This window comes from Streptomyces sp. CB02366 (assembly GCF_001905905.1).
Lineage (GTDB): Bacteria > Actinomycetota > Actinomycetes > Streptomycetales > Streptomycetaceae > Streptomyces.
Genome location: NZ_LIVT01000004.1, coordinates 477,057 through 496,689, shown reverse-complemented (window position 1 = coordinate 496,689; position 19,633 = coordinate 477,057). Strand labels below are relative to the sequence as shown.

Here is a 19,633-nt window from a genome sequence, read left to right as displayed (position 1 = left end):
GCGTCATCCCCTCCACCCCGCTGTCCCGCAGAGGATTCCTGCTGCGCGCCGCCGCCGTCGGCGCCGCCGCAGCAGTGCTCCCGCACTCGCAGGCCCTGGCTTCCCCGGCGTACGCTGCCGAACCGCGGGATTACGCCTTCCCCAAGGCCGTTCGCGAGGGCGTCGCACGGGCCGAGGCCCGTAACCAGCGACTCCTCGCCGGTGCTCGTTCGACCAACGGGTGGGACATGGAGACGGCCGCCGACCAAGGCGGCTCCATCGCGACCCGGCCCGTTCCGGGCACCCCGGTGACGGACCTCCAGATCCGGCTCGGCGCTCCCGAGGTCGTCCTCGTCCACCTCGTCCGACGCTTCCACTACGAGATCGCCGCGCTCCGTCCGGGTGAGGTCGTCGGCTGGACGCCGCAGAAGGGGCTTCGTGGCCCGGCCCGCAACCTGGCCTCCGGTACCGCCGTCCGTATCCGCCCCGGCCACTACCCTCCCGGCACCAAGGGCGGATACTTCCCCCTCGAACTCGCGGTTCTCCGCGATGTCCTCGCCGAGCTCGACGGGGTGGTCCGCTGGGGTGGTGACGACCGCAACGTCGACGAGGCTCTCCTCTATCTCGCCGTTGGTCCCGACGACCCTCGCCTGGCAGCTGTCGCCGAACGTCTCCGGGTTCGCGAGATGACCGCGGGCGCGGGCGCCGGCGTCCTCGTGGACATCCACGACAAGCGCCGCCGCGCCGCCGCAGACGCCCTCGCCCGTCGTCAGAGGAACGCGTCCTGACGCCATTGCACGGGGCCCCGGGCGTTTGAGCGGTCTCGGCATGGATGCGGGCCTTCCGGCGCGGTTCGGGTGGCGAAACCCGTAGCCGACGCCGGGAGGCCCCCGCACCAGGACGAGTCGTCAAGAAGCGTGACGGTATGGGGCGCATGGCCGACGATCGGGGCGATTGTGGGCTGTGAGGGTCTTTTCCGTTCACGGCTCTGCATTTTTATGTAGCTGATTGAACTTTTCCTGAGTAGAGTTCATCAACGATGTCGGTCGGCCCGGGGGGGCTTGGGTCGCACTGTCCTACCTGGACTTTTTGTGCAGGCGATTCAGTATTTTATGGTGCGCGCAACTGTGCACATCCCCTCGGATTCAATCGCGTCGCGAACGGAGTTCGTGTGCTCAGCCGGTCGGCCACAGGTCGAAAGGGTTTGAGCTGGGCTTCGGTCAATCCACGTCCGTGTGAATCAATGGGGTCTGAAATGCGTATGAGATCGGTCAGTATCGTTCTTGCCGGCGCCCTTGCGGCGCTCATGATGAGCGCCCCTTCCAGTTCTGCTGCATACGGGGACCATCCTTCTGACGGCACTGTGTACAAGTGCGGTAGAAATGGCAACTTCCCTCTCTGTGTCTACTTCAATTCAAATCTCAAGGGCGCGAAGGTGGGGATCTTCGGGAAGGTCCACAACTACGACTACTCCCCTCACTGCTCTTCTCAGGGCTGCCTTCCTTTCACCTACTCGGAGGGTTCCGGTTCCGCCGGCTACGGCCAGAAGGTGAAGAACAACGCCGCCTCCGTCTACAACTACAACGACACCAGTACGCGTGTCTTCTACAACAGTGGCTGGACCGGACCGGCGGACGAGTGGGACCCGTACGGTTGGGGAACCTACTTCGGAAACCTCAGTGCGACCTACAACGACAACGCCTCGCAGGCGCGCGTCTGCGGTGAATGCTAATTAGGTAACGCCGGGCCGGCCGGGCTTTCGGCCGGCCCGGGGACCCTGGATCGGACGGTAGTCGTGCTGAAGCACAAACTCCGCGCATGTGGAATTCTCGGATCGCTCCTTGCGCTTTCCCTGGTCGCTGGATGCTCGGAGGCCGGTGGGAAGGCGGATGACGCGGCGGGCGGCGAGGGGCAGTTGAATGTGAAGTATCCGGAGCCTTCGCAGACCCCCAAGATTGACTCGGCCACCATTCCTGCCCTGCCGATCGAAGGGTATCTGGTCTCTCAGAGAGAAAAAGATCAGATCCTGAGGGCCTCTCGTGTCCTCGCCAAGGACTGCATGGCGAGATTCGGCTTCGACTATTCATGGAGCGCCTCCTCCGGGCAGCGGAGCGCCCCCGAGGACAATGCCGCGAACAGGTCACGCCGGTACGGCATCGTGGATCGGGCGATCGCGTCGCAGTACGGCTACGGGACAGGGGCGCCGATGGTGGAGGACGCTACGGGACAGCCTCCCAGCGCCCAGATGAGCGATGCCGCCACTCGCGTCTTCCTGGGCGACTCGGATCCCACCCGCAAGGTGGAACGTGGCGCCGAGGTCAACGGTGTCGAGATACCGGAGGGCGGCTGTTCCGGGGAATCCAAGCGGAAGATCGGGAACGGACTCTCCAACCGCCCCGCCAATGACATCAACATGGCGAGCTTCCAGGTTTCGCTGAACGACGAGAAAGTCAAAGCGGCCATCGCGAAATGGTCGGCTTGCATGAAAAAATCCGGATACGACTTCGACTCCCCGCTCGATCCGCTGGAAACCATGGGGGGCGACGAACCCACGCCCGAGGAAAAAACCGTCGCGGCGGCGGACATCACGTGCAAGTACGACACAAATCTGATCGGTATTTGGAGTGCCGTCGAGGCAGTGATTCAGGAGACCATGATCGGGAAGAAGGAAGAGATCCTCACCGAGGGGCGGACCGAGACGGACCGTTCTCTGAAGAACGCGTCCGACGTGCTGTCCGGGAAGAACTCATGAGGAAAACAACCGCTTCCATCCTGATGCTGCTCGTCTGGCCGCTCGCCGCATGTTCGACCACCTCCGGCGAAGCGTCCCCCGACGGCATGCCCTCGACCCACGCTTCGGCGAAGCCAGGAGCATCCGAGCCCGAGCCGGAAGATCCCGGGCCGAAAGATGTGGCGCCTCGCGCTGTCGCCGACGCGCAGGATCTCAAGGAGCACCTCGACCCGAAGATCAATCATCTCCGGAACACCTTCGGTGAAGGAACGAACTCCCCCTGCTCGTCGGCCTCGCCGAAGCTCTTCACCAGTGACTGCGCGCAAGCGGTCGAGGAGACGGCGGGCGTCGCGCGGGCGGCGGTCAAACAGATCGAGGGCGCGGGAAAGTACGCGACACTTCGGCTGGTGGCGGACAAGATCCTCGACGCCGAGCGCGGCTATTCCGCTGCCCGGTGTTCGGTCGGCCCGTCCGATCCCTCCGTGCGGGCACAGTGCCTCGGTCATAGTGCCGTCATCGCCCAGGCGCCGGTCGATCTGCATCAGGGCGTTGTCGCGGGCCTCGCAGGCAATTAGGGGTGCCATCGTGCGGCGATCGAGCGCGGCCGGGGCTTCGTCGCGGTACGCCGGGTCCCACGCGGTAGTGAAGCCGCAGTACGAGGAAACACAAGGGGAGGGAGTCACGTGCCGGAGAACGAATCGCCCGAGCCGGTCACCGGCTCGCGGCGCCGATGGGTCGTAGGGGTCGCCGTCGGGGCAGTGCTGGTCTCGGCGGCGGGCTTGGCGGCCACTCAGGTCGTCCAGTCGCCGGCCCAGGCCGCGGTCGACTCGGCCGCGCCGCCCGCCAGTGTGATCACCGCGCCTGTCGAGTACAGGGTTCTCACGGACTCCGTGATCGTCCGCGGGGCGGTGACGGCCGAACAGTCGGTGGACGTCGCGCCCACGGGATCATCCGCGGAGGCGTCCGCCCCCGTGGTCACGAAGCTCCGCGTCAAGGCCGGTGAGCGATTCGAGTCCGGTCAGGTCCTGTTGGAGGTCTCAGGCCGTCCGGTCTTCGCGCTGCCGGGACGACTGCCGGTGTACCGGGACCTCAAGCCGGGGATGGACGGCGACGATGTCGCGCAACTGCAGGCTGCTCTCGGACGCATGGGCCATGGCACGGGCAAGGACCGAGAAGGGCATTTCGGCGTCGGCACGAAGACCGCTCTCTCCGCCTTCTACGCAAGCCTCGGTTACGACCCCCTGCCCGCCGAACCCGACGGGGACGCGGAAGTCGGTGCGGCGAATGAAGCGGTGACCCAGGCGGAGCGGGCGCTGGAGGACGCGCAGGATCTGAGCGCCTCCTCCGCCTCTGAGACGGAGCGGCCTCTTCGCCCCCAGCCCTCCGGCGGGACCGAGGCCCCGGAAGACTCCGGGAATCCGGTCACTCCGCCGACCCGGGTGGTCCAGCGAGCCCAGGAAGACCTTCGCCGAGCGCGCGAGAGGCTGGCCGACGCGCAGGCCGGAAACGGTCCGATCCTCCCGGCATCCGAGGTCGTCTTCCTCGCAGGCTTCCCCGCACGGGTGGACGGTGTCAGTGCCAAGGTCGGCGCTGTGGTCACCGGCAAGGTCCTCACCGTCTCCGCGGGGGAGCTGATCGTCAACGGCTACCTGCAACAGCATCAGAAGGAACTGGTGAGCCCAGGTCTGCAGGTGCAGATCCTTTCCGAGGCCACCGGCCTCACCGCCGCGGCCACCATCGCGTCCGTCTCCGACACCATGCAGCAGGAACAGCCTGGCAATCCCGACGGGCCGCAGACCGGGGCGAACCCGGGGGGCTACCTCACCGTCGTCAAGCCCACGAAGGAACTGCCCTCGGAGCTCGCCGGTCAGGACGTGCGGTTGACCGTGCGGGCGGCCTCCACGAAGGGAAAGGCACTGGTCGTTCCCGTATCCGCGGTCACGGCGGGCGTGGACGGAGCGACGTCGGTGACGGTGGCGGCCGCGACCGGCGCCGACCGGAAGGTCACGGTCACGACCGGAACCACGGGGGACGGATATGTCGAGGTCCGTCCGCTCGCCGGCCATCGTCTGGCCGAGGGCGAACAAGTCGTGATCGGCGCTCGGGGTCTCTCACCTGCCGGGGCGACGCCCCGGTGACCGCCGCGGAGCAGACGCCTCCGGTGATCCATCTGGAGGGGGTGGGCCTGACATACGGCGGCCCCCCGCCCGTGACGGCCTTGCGGCCCTGCGACCTGGTGGTCAGGCGGGGCGAGTTCGTCACGGTGGTAGGGCCGTCCGGAGCGGGGAAGTCCACCTTGCTCAACCTCATCGGACTTCTGGACACACCCACACAAGGGACGTTCCGGCTCGACGGACTCGACACCGGGCGACTGCGCGACAGCGAACGCACCGCGCTGCGCGGTCATCGCATCGGCTTCGTCTTCCAGTCGTTCCACCTCCTGCCCCACCGCCCGGCCTGGGAGAATGTGGCGCTCGCGCTCGTCTACCGCGGTGCGGGCGGCAAGGAGCGAACGCGACGGGCCAGGGACACGCTCACGCGCGTCGGTCTGGCGCACCGTACGGACGCCCTGCCATCCACCCTGTCCGGCGGCGAGCGTCAGCGGGTCGCCATCGCCCGGGCTCTGGTCGGGCAGCCGTCCCTTCTTCTGTGCGACGAGCCCACGGGAAATCTCGACACGTCCACCGCGCTCTCCATTCTCGAACTGCTTCAAGAACTGCACGCGGACGGCATGACGGTGGTGGTCATCACGCACGATCCCGGCGTGGCCGCATTGGGCGAACGGACCATCACCATCCGCGACGGTGAACTGACGGAGGACACGCGTACATGAGGAGCCGTCAAGTCGTGCGCTTCCGGCTGCGGCGCTCCTCCCGTAGGCCTCAGCCCCTCCCCGTCACCCGGCTTTCGGCCCGGGACCTGATGGCGGAGTCCCTGGCCGGAATCCTGCAGCGTCCCGCGCGTTCGGTGCTCACATCGGTGGGTACCGTGCTCGGCGTGGGCACATTCGTGGCTGTACTCGGCCTGACCGCGACAGCCTCTTCGCAGATCGACGAGCGGTTCAACGCCCTCAGCGCGACAGAAGTGACCGTCGAGGACATCGCCCACGACCAGAACTCGTTCGTCGACCTCGGGTTCCCCGACGACGCCGACCAGCGGGTCGAACGGCTCAACGGAGTCGAGCACGCCGGCGTCTACTGGCCCGTTCAGCTGCCGGACACCGGTACGGTCCGCTCCGCACCCGTGGGCGGCTCCCGCGGCGGAGAAGACGTCCAGGTCGTGGCCGCCTCCTCGGGAGTCCTCAACGCCGCGGGACCCTCAGTGAGTCAGGGCCGCGTCTTCGACCGATGGCACGACCGAACGCGGCAGCGTGTCGCGGTCCTCGGATCCGGGGTCGCAGCGCGGCTCGGCATCTCCACCGTCGAGACGCAGCCTGCGGTTTTCATCGGTGACGAGGCTTTCACCGTGATCGGTGTCATCGACGACGTCGAACGGAAGGCGGACCTCCTGCTGTCCGTCATGGTTCCCCGGTCGACCGCCCAACACCTCTGGGGCCCTCCGAAAGAGGGTGCCAGGATGCTGATATCGACCCGCCTCGGCGCGGCCGGGCTGGTGGCCGAAGAGTCGGCCACCGCCCTCGACCCCGCTCACCCGCAGTACTTCAAGGCCATCCCGCCGCCCGACCCCAGAACGTTGCGCGCGAAGGTCACGAGCGACCTGGACCAGCTCTTCCTCCTCCTCGCCGCGATCTGCCTGTTCATCGGCGCGGTGGGCATCGCCAACACCACACTCGTCGCGGTGCTTGAGCGCACGGGCGAGATCGGACTGCGGCGTGCGTTGGGGGCGCGAGGCAGGCACATCACGGTCCAGTTTCTGACCGAGTCGGCTGCTCTGGGAACCCTGGGCGGACTGGTGGGCACCTCACTGGGGACGTTGACCGTGGTCGGTGTTGCCATCGCCCGGGAATGGACCCCCGTCATCCACCCCGCGACGGTATCGATGGCTCCCATGATCGGCTTGCTGACCGGCCTGCTGGCCGGCCTCTACCCGGCCTGGCGGGCGAGCCGAATCCAGCCGGTGGAGGCGCTGCGCCGCTGACGCACCTCGGGGCCACCACCACCCGCACCTGCGAGACGGCTGGCTTCCTCGGCCGGCATCAGTACTTCGTGTACTTGATCCAGTCGTAGCGGGCGGTCAGCGGCGTGCCCGGATAGGTGAACGGGCCGAGCCAGCCGTCGACGCCGATCCCCGGCCGCAGGTTGGTCATGATGCGCATCGGGCGGGTGGGGAGCGGGCCGCGGGAGCCGTTCTCCTGGTGGACGAGCTTGCCGTCCACGAACCAGTTTATGGTGCCCTGGTTCCACCACTCGATGGCGTAGTCGTGGTACCCGGCGGAGGCGTCGAACCCGAGGTCGATGACGGTCTCGTGGCCGCCGACGCCGTCGGTGAAGCAGTTGGTCTGCATCTGGGTGGTGTTCTTGCCGAGGATCTCGACGTCGATCTCGTCCCAGGGCTGACCGTCGCTCGGCCCGGTGTACGTGAAGAACCCGGTCACGACGCCTTCGCGTTTGATCGCCTGGAGCCGGGCCTCGAAGCGGCCGTACGAGTACAGCTCGTTGGTGCGGTACTCCCCGGAGGCGTAGGGCTTGCCCGAGCAGCCGGAGGGGCAGGTCGCGACGTCGAGGTTCTGGCCCATGACGCCGCCGTTGAACCAGGTGTGGTCGGCGCGCCAGCCGACGTTGAACATGCCTCCGTTGGACCAGCCGTCGGCCTTGTGCCAGCGGCCGGTGTCGTAGGCGTCGAAGGTGTCGATGAAGCTGCCGCCGACGGCGTACGCGGGGGCGGTCATCGGCTGGAAGATCAGGGCGAGGGCGGCCAGCGGAGCCAGCAGCCAGCGAGGTGTGGGGAACCGACGTGATCTCGTGCGGGAGTGCATCTCGGCCTCCTTGTGCCGTGAAACCCATGGGCGGGACAGGCTCGGCGTCCGCTGACGGTACGTCTGTGCCGGGGGGAGGAGGACGACGACCGCCACGGATGCCCCGCCCTCGGCGTACGGGAAACCGCTCCCTCCGCCCGAGCCCTCCGTTTTCGGCAGGGAGAGCACGGACTCCGGCCGGGGGAGGGGCGGGGACCTCGGTCGAGCCGCCCGGACGGCCCGGTACGATGGCGGTACGGCAGACGAGTCGGCCGGACGGCCGCGTGAGGATCCCCGGATCCTCCCGAGGAACGTCCGGGCTCCACAGAGCAGGGTGGTGGCTAACGGCCACCCGGGGTGACCCGCGGGACAGTGCCACAGAAAGCAGACCGCCCGTGACTCCGGTCGCGGGTAAGGGTGAAACGGTGGTGTAAGAGACCACCAGCGCCTGAGGTGACTCAGGCGGCTAGGTAAACCCCACTCGGAGCAAGGTCAAGAGGGGTCGTGCCAGGAACGGGACGGCTCTGCGTGAACGTTCGAGGGCTGCTCGCCCGAGTTCACGGGTAGACCGCAGGAGGCCGGCAGCAATGCCGGTCCTAGATGGATGGCCGTCTCCCCGGCCGCCGCGAGGCGACCGGGCGACAGAACCCGGCGTACAGGCCGGCTCGTCTGCCCCAAGGCTTCCCCGCACGAGGGGCCCGCGAGGGGCCTGGGGGCGGTTCTCCCTTTTCTTCGCCTCTCCCGGAACACCCGACGGGAGGCCGGCCGTCGCCAGGACGTCCCGGGGGCAGCGGGATCCGGGCACGTAGGAGTGGCCCTCGGCGTTGCCGACCGGCGGCAGCACCTCCCTGCGCGTCAGGTGCCGCATATCGCGCTGTGCTTGTCGCTCGCTGCTTCCTTCCTGAACCGTGGTGCTTTCGGTGGGGGCCCGCCCCGTGCTTTGATCACCTGTATGGCGGATCATGAAGCCGGGCGCCGACCCGCACACGAAGGCGTACGGATACGCGCGGCGACGCCCGCCGACGCCGAGGCCGTCACACGGGTCTTCCTGGACTCCCGTGCCGCTGCCATGCCGTATCTGGCCCGGGTCCACAGCGACGAGGACACCCTCGCCTGGATGACCCACGTGGTACTGCCCACCAGTACCGGGGTGTGGGTGGCAGAGGAGCCGGGGGAGGGCGGGGGACCGCTCGGGTTCGCCGTGCTCGCCGGCGGGGGGACCGACGCGGACGAGGAGCTGGACCACCTCTATCTGCGGCCGGACGCGCTGCGGCGGGGGATCGGGAGCCGGCTGCTGGCCGAGGTGCGCGGTGCGGCGAAGGGCGCCCTGAGCCTGTACGTGTTCCAGCGCAACACCGCCGCCCGCGCCTTCTACGAGCGGCACGGGTTCACCGCCGTCGCGTTCGACGACGGCGCTCGCAACGAGGAGAACGAACCCGATGTGCTGTACCGCTGGAGCCCGTGAGCCCGTGAGCCCGTGAGGCCGTGAGGCCGTGAGCCTGCGGGTCCGCGGGGCCGTGAGGTCGTGGCCGGGGGCTCGGCGGCTTTGTGGCCGGCCGAGCCCCCCGGGGGTCGCGGAGGCTAGATGACCGGCGGGCGGCCCAGCCGGGTCATCCGCCAGACCGTGGACCACCGCATCGGCCGCCGCTCGCCGCACGGGGTGCGGACGCCCTCCGCGAAGCCGCCCGCCCAGGCGCGCAGACCCTTCGGGTCGCGGGTGCGGGCGAGGGTGAGCAGGGTCCAGGTGCCGAGGTAGGCGGGGACCAGGGGGAGCGGCAGGTTGCGGCGGGCCAGCCAGACGCGGTTGCGGGCCGTCATCCGGTAGTAGACGGCGTGGCGGGCGGGGGACGTCTTGGGGTGCTGGAGCAGCAGCTCGGGGTCGTACTCCACCTTCCAGCCCGCGTCGAGCGCGCGCCAGGCGAGGTCGGTCTCCTCGTGGGTGAAGAAGAACTCGGCGGGCCACAGTCCGGTCTGGGCCAGCATCCTCATGGAGAAAGCGTGGCCGCCGCCGAGGAACGCCGTGACCGGGCCGCCGCGCATCGGGTCGCCCGCCCGCAGCCGGGGCACGTGCCGCCGCTGGGTCTCGCCGTGCTCGTCGGCGATCCGGAAGCCGACGATGCCGAGCCGGTCGTCGGCCGCGAAGTGGTCCCGTACCCGGCGCAGCACGTCCTTGTCGACCAGCAGGCCGTCGTCGTCCAGCTCGACCACCACGTCCACGTCGCCGATCTCGGCGAGCCGGCGCAGCCCCTCGTTCCGGCCGCCGGGGCAGCCGAGGTTCTCCGGCAGCTCGATGGTGGTCACCCCGCCGTCGAGATCCTCCAGGCCGGGCGTGGAGGCGTAGTCCGGGAGGGTCGTGCCGTTGCCGATGATCACGAGCCGGGTGGGCCGGACGTCCTGCATGGCGACCGACGCCAGCAGCGCCTCGACCGCTCGCGGGCGGTCTCCCATGGTCACGATGGATACGCCGATGCGTGGTGCGGACAAGTTCGGTACTCCTGGTGCTCGGCTGCCGGTCGTCGACTGGTGGTCGGCAGCGGTGCCCGCGATCGTAACGCCTCGCCGTTCAGTCCGGGGTCGCCGCCCGGCCACCCGCGGGCCCGTCGGTGTTCAGCAGCGCGTACACCTCCATGTCGCGCCGCTCGCCGCCGATCAGCTGCCGGCCGCGCAGCAGGCCTTCCCGCCGGAAGCCGGCCCCCTCCGCGACCCGGGCGGAGGCGGTGTTCCACGGCTCGATGTAGAGCTGGAGGCGGGGGATGCCGAGGTCGCGCAGGGCCCACCCGGACACCGTACGCAGGGCGGCGCGGGCCACGCCCCGGCCGCGCGCGGAGGGGACGAGCCAGTAGCCGAGCGAGGCGCGGCCCTCGGGCAGCTCGCGCAGCCAGAGCCCGATCGCGCCGACCGGACGCCGGTCCCGGGAGCGGACGACGGCGAACGGGTACCCCGCCCCGGTCGCCGCGCGCTCCCACTGCCGGCGGACGAACGCCTCGGCCGCAGCGTCCGAGTAAGGGGCCGGGACGGTGGTGACGAGCGGGATGTACGGGTCGCGGGACGCCTCGCGGACCAGGGGGACGTCGCTCATCTCCCAGGGGCGCAGGACGAAGTCGGGGCCGGCGGACAGGCTCGGGACGGTCAGCGCAGTGGGGGCGGGAGCAGGGGCGGGGCCTGGGTCGGGTTCGGGGGCGGACGCCATGGGCGTATTCTCCCGCCGCCGGTCCTGGTCCGTCCACCACGCCGCTCGGCCCCCGGCCGCCCGGTCCTTCTCCACCCGCCCGGCCTTTCCCGGCCCGCCCGGCTTCCTCGCCCGCCCGGCCTTTCTCACCCGCCCCCCTCCTCGCCCGCTCGCGCCCTTCTCCGTCCGCTCAGCCGTCCTTCTCCTCCTCCGCCCCCGCCCGGTCCCCTTTCGCGAGGAAGCGGCCGGCGAGCAGGGCGCCCGCCAGGACCAGGGCGGAGTTCACGAGGACGGCGGTGGAGACGCCGGACAGCACCGCCTCCGGGCCGGTCGCGCCCCCCGTCCGGGCGGTGACGACCGCGCTCATCACCGGGATGCCGAGGGCGATGCCGACCTGCTGGGTCATCGTCGCCAGCCCGGTGGCGCGTCCCTGTTCCTCGTCCGGCAGCCCCGAGGTGGCCGTGACCATGAAGCCGACGATCATCAGCATGTTGCCCACGCCGCCGACGAAGGTGGCGGCCAGCAGCAGCCAGATCCACGCGCCGGACGTACCGAGGGCCACCAGGGTGAGGGTGGCCCCGGCCTGGACGGACCCGCCCAGCACGATGGCGCGGCGGTTGCCGAACCGGCCCACCGCCCGCCCGCCGAGCACCCCGCCGACGACCGTGCCGACGCCCAGGACGCCGAAGGCGAGACCGGTGGCCAGCGCGGAGTAGCCCAGGACCTCCTGGAGGTACAGGGTGAGCAGGAACACCAGCGAGGTCTCGGTGACGAAGGCGGCCAGCCCGGCGGCGTTGCCCCACACCACGCTCCGCCGCTTGAGGATGTGGACCGGGACGAGCGGGGCGGCGGCGCGCCGTTCGATGGAGACGAACGCGGCCAGCAGCACGGCCCCGGCGGCGAGGGCGCCGAGGGTGCCGGGGGCGGTCCAGCCCGTCTCGGCGGCCCGGCTGAGGCCGAGGACGAGCAGCAGCAGCCCGCCGGTGACGGTGACCGCGCCGGGCACGTCCAGCCGGGGCCGCCGGTCCGGCCGGGAGTCGGTGATCGCGGACGGAGCGAGGATCACCACCAGGGCGGCGACCGGCACGTTGACGAGGAAGGCCCAGCGCCAGGAGAGCAGGTCCGTCAGGAGGCCGCCGAGGATCGCCCCGGCGGTGAACCCGGCCGACATCAGGGCCCCGTTGAGTCCGAGCGCGCGTTCCCGCAGCGGCCCCTCCTTGAATGCGGTCGTCAGCAGCGCGAGCCCGGCGGGGGTGACGGCCGCGGTGGCCAGGCCCTGGAGCACGCGGGCGGTGAGCAGGACCTCGGGGGTGGCGGCGAGGCCGCCGAGCGCGGAGGAGAGGCCGAGGACGGCCATGCCCCCGATGAACAGGTTCTTGCGGCCGACGAGATCGGCGACGCGTCCGAAGAGGAGGGTGAATCCGGCCGCGGCGAGCGCGAAGGACGTGGCGATCCACTGGAGGTGGGCCAGGGAGAAACCGAGCCCTTCCCCGACGACGGGCAGCGCCACGTTCAGGATCGAGAAGTCCACCGCGATCATGAACTGGGAGCCGAGCAGCAGGGCCAGCACGAGCTTCTGGCGGCCGGTCATGCGGGAGGCGGGGGCGGGGCGCGGACCGGCCGCCGCCCGTCCCGTGGGAGCGGGGCCGGTGTCGGCGGCGGTACCGGGAGCGGTACGGGATGCGGGCATGGCGAGGACGCCTTCCTGAGCAGGGGACTCGTTAACGGTTCCGTGGTTCCGTTAAGGTGGTGTCACCGTAACAGGGGTGGTGGAGTTAATGGAACTGGAGACCCGTTATGACTTCTGAAGGTTCGGACGCGGACGGCCTGGAGCCCGGGACGGTGCGCCCCGGCGGCCGTACCGCCCGCGTACGGGAGGCGGTGCTGCGCGCGGCCGGGGACGCGCTGGCCGAGCACGGATTCGACGGGCTCGACCTGGCCGACGTCGCCCGGCGGGCCGAGGTCGGCAAGACGACCGTCTACCGGCGCTGGTCCCACCCGGCGGGACTGGTGGCCGACCTGCTCTCGGACATGGCGGAGCAGTCGGCGCCGCGCGCCGACACCGGGTCGATCGCCGAGGACCTCCGGGCCAACGCCCGCCTCGTGGTGAGTACGCTCACCGACGCCCGGCAGGGGGCTCTCTTCGCGGCCGTGATCGCCGCCGCCACCTGCGACCGGCGGACCGCCGAGGCTCTGCACCGCTTCTACGCGGTGCGGATCGGCGAGTGGTCGGGCTGCGTGGAGGCGGCGGTCGAGCGCGGGGAACTGCCCGTGGGCACCGATCCGGGCGAGGTCGTCGCTGCGGTGTCGGCGCCCCTCTACTACCGGCTGCTGGCCAGTGGCGCCCCGCTGGACGAGGCGGCGGCCGACCGCGCCGCCGCCGCTGCCGTCGCGGCGGCGCGGGCGGGGGTGTTCGTGCGGTGAGAGGCCCGGGGCCTTCCCGCGACGCCGGGGACTCGGGGCGGTGAGGGGCGGTGGACGCGGGGCGGCGACCGGCTTCGTGGCCCCGGCGGACCATCGATAAAGTGCTGGAATGATATTCGGTAAAGCCGGGTTCGGGGGTGCCGTCGCCGACTTCGAGTCCGCGGTGACGGCGCAGGACGCCAAGCGGTTCCGCAAGGCGTTCGGCCGGTTGCAGGAGACCTTCGGCCAGGCCCGGGAGTCGGAGCTGCTGGACGGCGGGCCGCGGCTCGCCGCCGTGCTGGAGCAGGCGCCCCCCGGCCCCCGTGCCGTCGTCGCCGTCCTCGTCGGGGCGTGCGTCGAGCGCGGCGCCGACCCCGGGCGCTGCGCCCCGGGCGTCCTGGCCGGTCTGCGGTGGGCCCTGGAGCAGGCCGCCGCCTTCGCCGGGGCGTGGGCCGCCAGCGGCGGCGGAGCCTTCCCCGTGCCGGACGACGGGGGCCCGGACGCGGAGGCCGTCGAGCGTACGGGGCTCGATCCGGCGCTCGGGTGGTGGACGCTCCGCTCGTGGGAGTCGGCGGCCGTCGCCCTGCTGAACGACCGTGCGGTACGCGACGGGGTCGCCGACCGGAGCGGGCTGCTGCGGCTGCTCGCCACCGTGGCGGAGGCGTCCGGCCAGGAGTTCACCTCCCTCGCCTACGCCCTCATGGTGCTGGACGGCGAACCGCTCGTCGTCCTCCACCGGGCCAGCGGCACCGGCTACCTGCTGCGGCTGTCCGGCGTCGGGGACAACTTCCAGCTGCACACCCTGCTCGCCGACGCGCTCATCGGCGGCGGCCATGTGGAGGGCCGCGCCCCCGCGCCCCAGGAGGCGGCCGTCTGCCGGGAGACCCCCGGACAGGTGGCGACCGAGGGCTCCTTCGACCTGACGGCCCCGACCGGCGAACCGATCGGGAACGAGGGCGCGCCCGCCGGCATCCCGGTGGTCGACGGCGTCCGGCTGCTGGTCCTGGACGAGCCGTCCTGCCGGCGGTCCTGGCCCGCCGGCCGGTTCTTCCCCGGCATGCGCGGCGACGTCCTGCTGGAACGCACCCTCGACCCGGAGGAGACGGAGCGCTGGTACGCCCGTGTCTCCCCGGCCGTCTCCCCGGCCGTCTCCTCGGCCAAGGAGCCCGTCGGGGCCGAGGGCGCCGTCGGCTGAGTCCGGCCCCGGAGGGCGGCCCGGCGCGGGGACCGGAGCGTGCGGAAGGGCGGCGGAACGACGCCGCCCGCCGCCCGGCCCGGGCGGCGGCGCACGGTTCCGAGCCGCGCCGCGGCCGTTCCCGGCGCCCTGCACTTGGTTTTCGTGACGAAGTACTGGCACAAGGTCTTCAAGGGCACGCACCGGATGCGCATGGAGGAGATCGTGCGCGCCGTGTGCGAAGACTTCGAGTGTGAGCTGGTGGAGTTCAACGGCCAGAACAACCACGTGCACCTGCTGGTGAACTTCCCGCCGAAGGTGGCCCTGTCCAAGCTGGTCAACTCGCTGAAAGGCGTCAGCCCCCGCAGACTCCGCCAGGAGTTTCCCGACCTCGTCCGGCACTACTGGCGGGCTCAGCGGCTGTGGTCCGGTTCCTACTTCGCCGGATCAGTCGGCGGCGCGCCGCTGTCGAGCGTCCGTCAGTACATCGAGCAGCAGAACCGTCCGCTCTAGCCTGCAGGCCAGAGCAACGCCCAGAAACGCTTCACCTCCCCCGCAAACGGAAGAGCACAGCGACTACCCCGGTAGCGCAGGACCTCGGGCCCGGGATCAGGTGTCATGCAGCTCTCCACCCGCCCCGTTGCGCCCGCCATTCCCGACCTCCCGCACAGCCGCCCGGCGCGCCTCCCGCGGCTCCGCTGACGGCCCGGCACGGCCCAGCCCGGCACGGCCTGGTACGGCACCCGCCCCTGCCCCGGCATGCGGGAGGGGGCCGGTCGCGGACCCTCGTTCCGCGCCCGGCCCCCGGCCTACGGGCCGTCCGGCGGACATGCCGCCGACGACGCGTCAGTGGCAGTTCTTGGCACCCTTGTTGGCCTTGGTGGACTTCCCCCAGGAGCAGGAGTCCTGGAGCTTCCCGTTCGGCTTGATCAGCCGGGCCTTGTCGCCGGTGTTGTTCCAGACGTACGAGCCCCGGTTCCAGTGCACGGTGCCCGAGACGTTCTCGCCCTTGCCGGTGCGCAGCTTGACCGTCTTGCCCGCGCCGATCGTGTAACTGCCGAAGGTGTAGGTGTAGCCGGTGTTGTCCTTCACCTTGTAGCCCTTGAGCTGGACCTTCTTCTTGCCGTTGTTGTGGATGTTCACCCACTCGGCGTTCAGCGACTTCTTCGACCGGTCGTCCTTGCCGGGACCGTCGTACTGGACGGCGCCGAAGTGCAGCCCTCCCTGGTGGGCGGCGGCCGTGGCCGGGACCGCCGTGGCGAGGAGCGAGCCGGCCAGGGCGGTGGCGGCGACCAGGGCGAGCGGCGCGGCCGTGCGTATGCGCATGCGGTGTTCCTTATGTGTCGTTCCGGTGAAGGGGTAACAGGATGCGATCATACGGACAGTGCACCCTGGCGCGGTCACGGATGGAGAAACCCGCAAAAACGGTCACTGGGCGGCCAGTTCGTGCACCTTCATGCACCTTTCGAACGAAAGTGATCGTGCCGGAGACGGCCGCGCCCGAACGGGGCGGCGTCCCGGTCCGGCCGCCTCCGAACGGCGCGTCCGGACTCAGCCGCGCCCGACGTACGGCATGTTCGTCGCCATCACCGTGGCGAACTGGACGTTCGCCTCCAACGGCAGCTCCGCCATGTGCACCACCGTCCGCGCCACGTCCGCCGCCGCCATCACCGGCTCCACCATCAGCTCCCCGTTGGCCTGGAGGATTCCGGTCCGCATCCGCTCGGTCATCTCCGTCGCCGCGTTGCCGACGTCGATCTGGCCGCAGGCGATCCGGTACGGACGGCCGTCCAGCGACAGCGACTTCGTCAGCCCCGTGACGGCGTGCTTGGTCGCGGTGTACGCGATCGAGTGCGGCCGGGGCGCGTGGGCGGAGACCGATCCGTTGTTGATGATCCGACCGCCCTGCGGGTCCTGCTCCTTCATCAGCCGGTACGCCGCCTGCGCGCACAGGAACGCCCCCGTCAGGTTCACGTCCACCACCGCCCGCCAGTCCGCCACGGCGAGCTCCTCCAGCGGCACACCGCCGGGGCCGAACGTGCCCGCGTTGTTGAACAGCAGGTCCACCCGCCCGAACCGCTCCCGTACGGCGGCGAAGAGCGCGTCCACCTCGGCGGCCTCCGCCACGTCCGCGGTGACGCACAGCGCCTCGGCGCCCCCCGCGCCGGCCGCCGTCTCCGCCAGCGGCTCGGCCCGCCGGCCCGCGAGCGCGAGCGACCAGCCGGCGCCCGCCAGGGCGAGCGCGACGGCCCGCCCGATCCCCGATCCCGCCCCCGTGACCACGGCGACCTTCCGGTCCGCCCCGCCGGTCCGCCCGGCCGCCTCGCCCCGCCCTGCCCGCTCGGTCCGTTCGTTCTGCTCGGTCTGCTCCTTGTTCATGGCCCGGCAGCGTACGGGACAGGTCCGCGGGCGGCGCACGCGGTGCTCATCGACCCGCCATGCGGATGTGGTGCACGCGACAACGGTGCGTCGTCACGTGCGAGTGCCATGAATGCCGACAGCATCCGGGCTGAGGAGGGGCACATGCCAGCAGCACAGACCATCATGACGCCCGATCAGGACACACGGGCCACCGAACTCCGCGCCGCCGCACGGCTGCTCGAACCGGGCGTGGGACGCAGACGCTTCCTGACCGCCACCGGGGCCGCCGCCGCGCTCGCGTTCGCGGTGAACCTGCCCGCCGCGGGGACCGCGAGCGCCGCCGAACTCGACGCCCGCCGCATCGCCGAGAACCCGTTCACCCTCGGCGTCGCCTCCGGCGACCCGCACCCGTCGTCGGTCCTGATCTGGACCCGGCTCGCCCCCCGCCCCTACGAGCCGGGCGGCGGACTGCCGCGCGCCCGGGTCGAGGTGCGCTGGGAGGTGGCCCGCGACGAGGGCTTCCGCCGTATCGAGCGGCGCGGATCGGCCACCGCCCACCACGAGTTCGCCCACAGCGTCCGCGCCGAGGTCCAGGGCCTCGCCTCCGGCCGGGTCTACTACTACCGCTTCCGCACCGGCGACTGGACCAGCCCGGTCGGCCGCACCCGCACCGCCCCGGCCGCCGGAGCCCGCACCAGCTCCCTGGCCCTGGCGGCCGTCTCCTGCCAGGCGTACCACGACGGCTACTTCACCGCCTACCGCCACCTGGCCGCCGAGGACGTCGACGCCGTCTTCCACCTCGGCGACTACCTCTACGAGTACGCCGTCAACGCCGTCGGCGGCGCCCGCAACTACACCGACCGCCAGCTCCCCGCGCACTTCAACCGCGAGACCGTCACCCTGGAGGACTACCGGCTGCGGTACGCCCTCTACAAGACCGACCCGGACCTGAGCGCCGCCCACGCCGCCCACCCCTTCGTCGTCACCTGGGACGACCACGAGACCGAGAACAACTACGCGGGCGGCACCCCCGAGAACGACGTGCCGCCCGAGGAGTTCCTGCTCCGCCGGGCCGCCGCGTACCGCGCGTACTGGGAGAACCAGCCGCTGCGCACCCCCCAGCGCCCCACCGGACCCGACATGCGGCTCTACCGCCGCCTGACGTTCGGCCGGCTCGCCCAGTTCGACATCCTCGACACCCGCCAGTACCGCAGCGACCAGGCGTACGGCGACGGCTGGCGCACCCCCGGCCCCGAGTCCGAGGACCCCGCGCGCACCATGACCGGGGCCGCCCAGGAGCGCTGGCTGATCGACGGCTGGCGGGCCTCGGACGCCACCTGGAACGTCGTCCCGCAACAGGTCACCTTCGCCCGGCGGCGCGACGTGCCCACCGACGCCTTCAAGCTCTCCATGGACTCCTGGGACGGCTACCCCGCCTCCCGGCAGCGGGTGCTCGCCGGAGCCGAGGCGGCCGGAGTGGACAACCTCATGGTCCTCACCGGCGACGTCCACGTCTCCTACGCCTTCGACCTGAAGAAGGACTTCGACGACCCCGCCTCGCGCACGGTCGGCACCGAGATCGTCACCACCTCGATCGCCAGCGGCAAGGACGGCGCGGACCGGCCCGCCAACTGGGAGAACCAGACCCGCGCCAACCCGCACCTCAAGCACTACAACGGGCGGCGCGGCTACGCGCTGATCACCCTCGGCACGACGGAGGCCCGCGCCGACTTCCGCACGGTCGCGGCCGTCACCACCCCCGGCGCGCCCGTCACCACCGCCGCCTCGTTCACCACCGAGGCCGGGAACCCGGGGCTCACCCCCGCGTGACCGCGCGGGTTCAGCGGTCCGCCGGATAGCGGACGCCGATGCGGTCCCGTACCGCGTCGAGCGTCCGCATCACCGCCAGCGACCCCTCCAGCGGCACGAGCGGGGACTCCGGCTCGCCCGCCCGCACCGCGCGCGCCACCTCGGCCGCCTCGTACTGCATGCCCGACAGCCCCCGCGGGCCCGGCCCCGACGTGATCGTCTCCGGCTCCGCGCCCGCCCGCCGCAGCACGAGGTGGTCCGGGTGGAAGAAGTCGCGCGGTACGTCGATCCGCCCGGCCGTCCCGATCACGGTGGCCGCCGTCGGATGGTGGCCGACGATCGAACAGGACAGCAGCGCGGACGCCCCCGAGTCCCAGCCGAGCAGCATGCCGGTGTTCAGGTCCACACCCTCCGGCGACAGCAGCGCGTGGGCCGCCACCCGGTCCGGCTCGCCCAGCAGCAGATGGGCGAACGACACGGGGTACACCCCGAGGTCCAGCAGCGCCCCGCCGCCCAGGTCCGGATCGCGCAGCCGGTGTCCGGGGGCGACGTCGCCGGCGAAACCGAAGTCCGCCTGCACGGTCCTGATCTCGCCGATCGCCCCGTCCCGCACCAGCTCCGTCAGCCGGCGGACCACCGGGTTGAGATAGGTCCACATGGCCTCCATCAGGAACAGGCCCCGCTCGCGGGCCAGCGCCACCAGCTCCTCCGCCTCCCGGCTGTTGAGGGTGAACGCCTTCTCGCACAGCACGTGCTTCCCGGCCCGCAGCGCGAGCGAGGCCGCCGCGTGGTGCGCCGAGTGCGGGGTGGCCACGTACACCACGTCCACCTCGTCGTCCGCCACCAGCTCCGCCCAGCTCCCGTACGCCCGCCCCACCCGGTGCCGCTCCGCGAAGGCCCGCGCCGACGCCTCCGTGCGCGACGCCACCGCCACCACCTCGGCGTCCGGCAGCCGCTGGACGTCCGCCGTGAACGTCGCGGCTATGCCGCCCGTCGCCAGCACGCCCCAGCGCACCGTGCCCGTGCCCGCGCCCGTCGCTCCAGCCATCTCCGCCACCCCAGCCCGCCCCGAAAAGGTATCGACCACTCCGG

At 71.3% G+C, this 19,633-nt stretch carries 19 protein-coding genes and 1 other RNA gene; 13 read left to right on the top strand and 7 right to left on the bottom strand.

Annotated features, from left to right (window positions below):
• Positions 1-5: 5 nt before the first annotated feature.
• The 7 genes from AMK24_RS16540 to AMK24_RS16510 all read left to right on the top strand — a co-directional run bounded on the left by AMK24_RS16540 (position 6) and on the right by AMK24_RS16510 (position 6,808).
• A complete protein-coding gene (locus AMK24_RS16540) occupies positions 6-767 on the top strand; it encodes a twin-arginine translocation signal domain-containing protein (protein ID WP_073769606.1) in 762 nt (253 codons plus the stop codon).
• A gap of 647 nt (positions 768-1,414) precedes the next feature.
• Complete coding sequence (locus tag AMK24_RS16535; RefSeq protein ID WP_073769498.1) at positions 1,415-1,711, top strand: hypothetical protein; 297 nt, start codon at positions 1,415-1,417, stop codon at positions 1,709-1,711.
• Between the two features lie 63 nt (positions 1,712-1,774).
• Positions 1,775-2,731, top strand: a complete 957-nt coding sequence (locus tag AMK24_RS16530) for a hypothetical protein (RefSeq protein WP_143203714.1) — start codon at positions 1,775-1,777, stop codon at positions 2,729-2,731.
• Positions 2,728-3,285, top strand: coding sequence for a hypothetical protein (locus tag AMK24_RS16525; RefSeq protein ID WP_143203713.1), 558 nt, complete (start codon positions 2,728-2,730; stop codon positions 3,283-3,285). Before AMK24_RS16530 ends, AMK24_RS16525 begins: the two co-directional genes overlap by 4 nt.
• Before the next feature lie 108 nt (positions 3,286-3,393).
• On the top strand, positions 3,394-4,848 hold the full coding sequence (locus tag AMK24_RS16520; RefSeq protein WP_073769495.1) for a hypothetical protein: 1,455 nt from the start codon (positions 3,394-3,396) through the stop codon (positions 4,846-4,848).
• A complete protein-coding gene (locus tag AMK24_RS16515; protein ID WP_073769494.1) occupies positions 4,845-5,543 on the top strand; it encodes an ABC transporter ATP-binding protein in 699 nt (232 codons plus the stop codon). Before AMK24_RS16520 ends, AMK24_RS16515 begins: the two co-directional genes overlap by 4 nt.
• Positions 5,540-6,808 carry an ABC transporter permease gene (locus AMK24_RS16510; protein WP_073769493.1) on the top strand — a complete coding sequence of 423 codons (1,269 nt, stop codon included), beginning with the start codon at positions 5,540-5,542 and terminating at the stop codon, positions 6,806-6,808. Before AMK24_RS16515 ends, AMK24_RS16510 begins: the two co-directional genes overlap by 4 nt.
• A gap of 58 nt (positions 6,809-6,866) precedes the next feature.
• Here the strand turns inward: AMK24_RS16510 and bglS are convergent, their stop codons facing one another.
• Positions 6,867-7,646 (bottom strand): beta-glucanase, encoded by a 780-nt coding sequence (gene bglS / locus AMK24_RS16505; RefSeq protein ID WP_073769492.1) that lies wholly within the window; start codon positions 7,644-7,646, stop codon positions 6,867-6,869.
• A gap of 243 nt (positions 7,647-7,889) precedes the next feature.
• On the opposite strand from bglS, the gene rnpB reads away from it, so the two are divergent.
• An RNA gene (rnpB, locus tag AMK24_RS16500) (RNase P RNA component class A) lies at positions 7,890-8,297 on the top strand.
• 280 nt (positions 8,298-8,577) lie between these two features.
• Positions 8,578-9,090, top strand: coding sequence for a GNAT family N-acetyltransferase (locus tag AMK24_RS16495; protein WP_073769491.1), 513 nt, complete (start codon positions 8,578-8,580; stop codon positions 9,088-9,090).
• A 116-nt stretch (positions 9,091-9,206) separates the two neighbouring features.
• Here AMK24_RS16495 and AMK24_RS16490 read toward each other — a convergent pair whose 3' ends face one another.
• The 3 genes from AMK24_RS16490 to AMK24_RS16480 form a co-directional block, all read right to left on the bottom strand.
• Positions 9,207-10,109: a glycosyltransferase family 2 protein gene (locus AMK24_RS16490; RefSeq protein ID WP_073769490.1), complete on the bottom strand. Its 903-nt coding sequence runs from the start codon at positions 10,107-10,109 to the stop codon at positions 9,207-9,209.
• A gap of 79 nt (positions 10,110-10,188) precedes the next feature.
• Positions 10,189-10,815, bottom strand: coding sequence for a GNAT family N-acetyltransferase (locus AMK24_RS16485; protein ID WP_073769605.1), 627 nt, complete (start codon positions 10,813-10,815; stop codon positions 10,189-10,191).
• A 169-nt stretch (positions 10,816-10,984) separates the two neighbouring features.
• Positions 10,985-12,385, bottom strand: coding sequence for an MFS transporter (locus AMK24_RS16480; protein ID WP_107427413.1), 1,401 nt, complete (start codon positions 12,383-12,385; stop codon positions 10,985-10,987).
• Positions 12,386-12,591: 206 nt separating this feature from the next.
• Here AMK24_RS16480 and AMK24_RS16475 point away from each other — a divergent pair, with 206 nt between their 5' ends.
• The 3 genes from AMK24_RS16475 to tnpA all read left to right on the top strand — a co-directional run bounded on the left by AMK24_RS16475 (position 12,592) and on the right by tnpA (position 14,884).
• Positions 12,592-13,218: a TetR/AcrR family transcriptional regulator gene (locus AMK24_RS16475; protein WP_199876438.1), complete on the top strand. Its 627-nt coding sequence runs from the start codon at positions 12,592-12,594 to the stop codon at positions 13,216-13,218.
• 109 nt (positions 13,219-13,327) lie between these two features.
• Positions 13,328-14,392 (top strand): hypothetical protein, encoded by a 1,065-nt coding sequence (locus AMK24_RS16470; protein ID WP_073769488.1) that lies wholly within the window; start codon positions 13,328-13,330, stop codon positions 14,390-14,392.
• Between the two features lie 129 nt (positions 14,393-14,521).
• Positions 14,522-14,884, top strand: coding sequence for an IS200/IS605 family transposase (tnpA, locus tag AMK24_RS16465; RefSeq protein WP_073769603.1), 363 nt, complete (start codon positions 14,522-14,524; stop codon positions 14,882-14,884).
• A gap of 333 nt (positions 14,885-15,217) precedes the next feature.
• On the opposite strand, the gene AMK24_RS16460 is transcribed toward tnpA, so the two are convergent.
• Both AMK24_RS16460 and AMK24_RS16455 read right to left on the bottom strand, forming a co-directional pair.
• Positions 15,218-15,697: a lamin tail domain-containing protein gene (locus AMK24_RS16460; RefSeq protein ID WP_073769487.1), complete on the bottom strand. Its 480-nt coding sequence runs from the start codon at positions 15,695-15,697 to the stop codon at positions 15,218-15,220.
• 225 nt (positions 15,698-15,922) lie between these two features.
• Positions 15,923-16,750, bottom strand: a complete 828-nt coding sequence (locus tag AMK24_RS16455) for an SDR family oxidoreductase (RefSeq protein WP_079190536.1) — start codon at positions 16,748-16,750, stop codon at positions 15,923-15,925.
• Positions 16,751-16,894: 144 nt separating this feature from the next.
• Between AMK24_RS16455 and AMK24_RS16450 the strand changes: the two genes are divergently transcribed.
• The gene (locus tag AMK24_RS16450) at positions 16,895-18,562 is read left to right on the top strand and encodes an alkaline phosphatase D family protein (protein ID WP_073769486.1); all 1,668 of its coding nucleotides are present in this window, start codon (positions 16,895-16,897) and stop codon (positions 18,560-18,562) included.
• 10 nt (positions 18,563-18,572) lie between these two features.
• On the opposite strand, the gene AMK24_RS16445 is transcribed toward AMK24_RS16450, so the two are convergent.
• On the bottom strand, positions 18,573-19,589 hold the full coding sequence (locus tag AMK24_RS16445) for a Gfo/Idh/MocA family protein (protein ID WP_073769601.1): 1,017 nt from the start codon (positions 19,587-19,589) through the stop codon (positions 18,573-18,575).
• Positions 19,590-19,633: the final 44 nt, after the last annotated feature.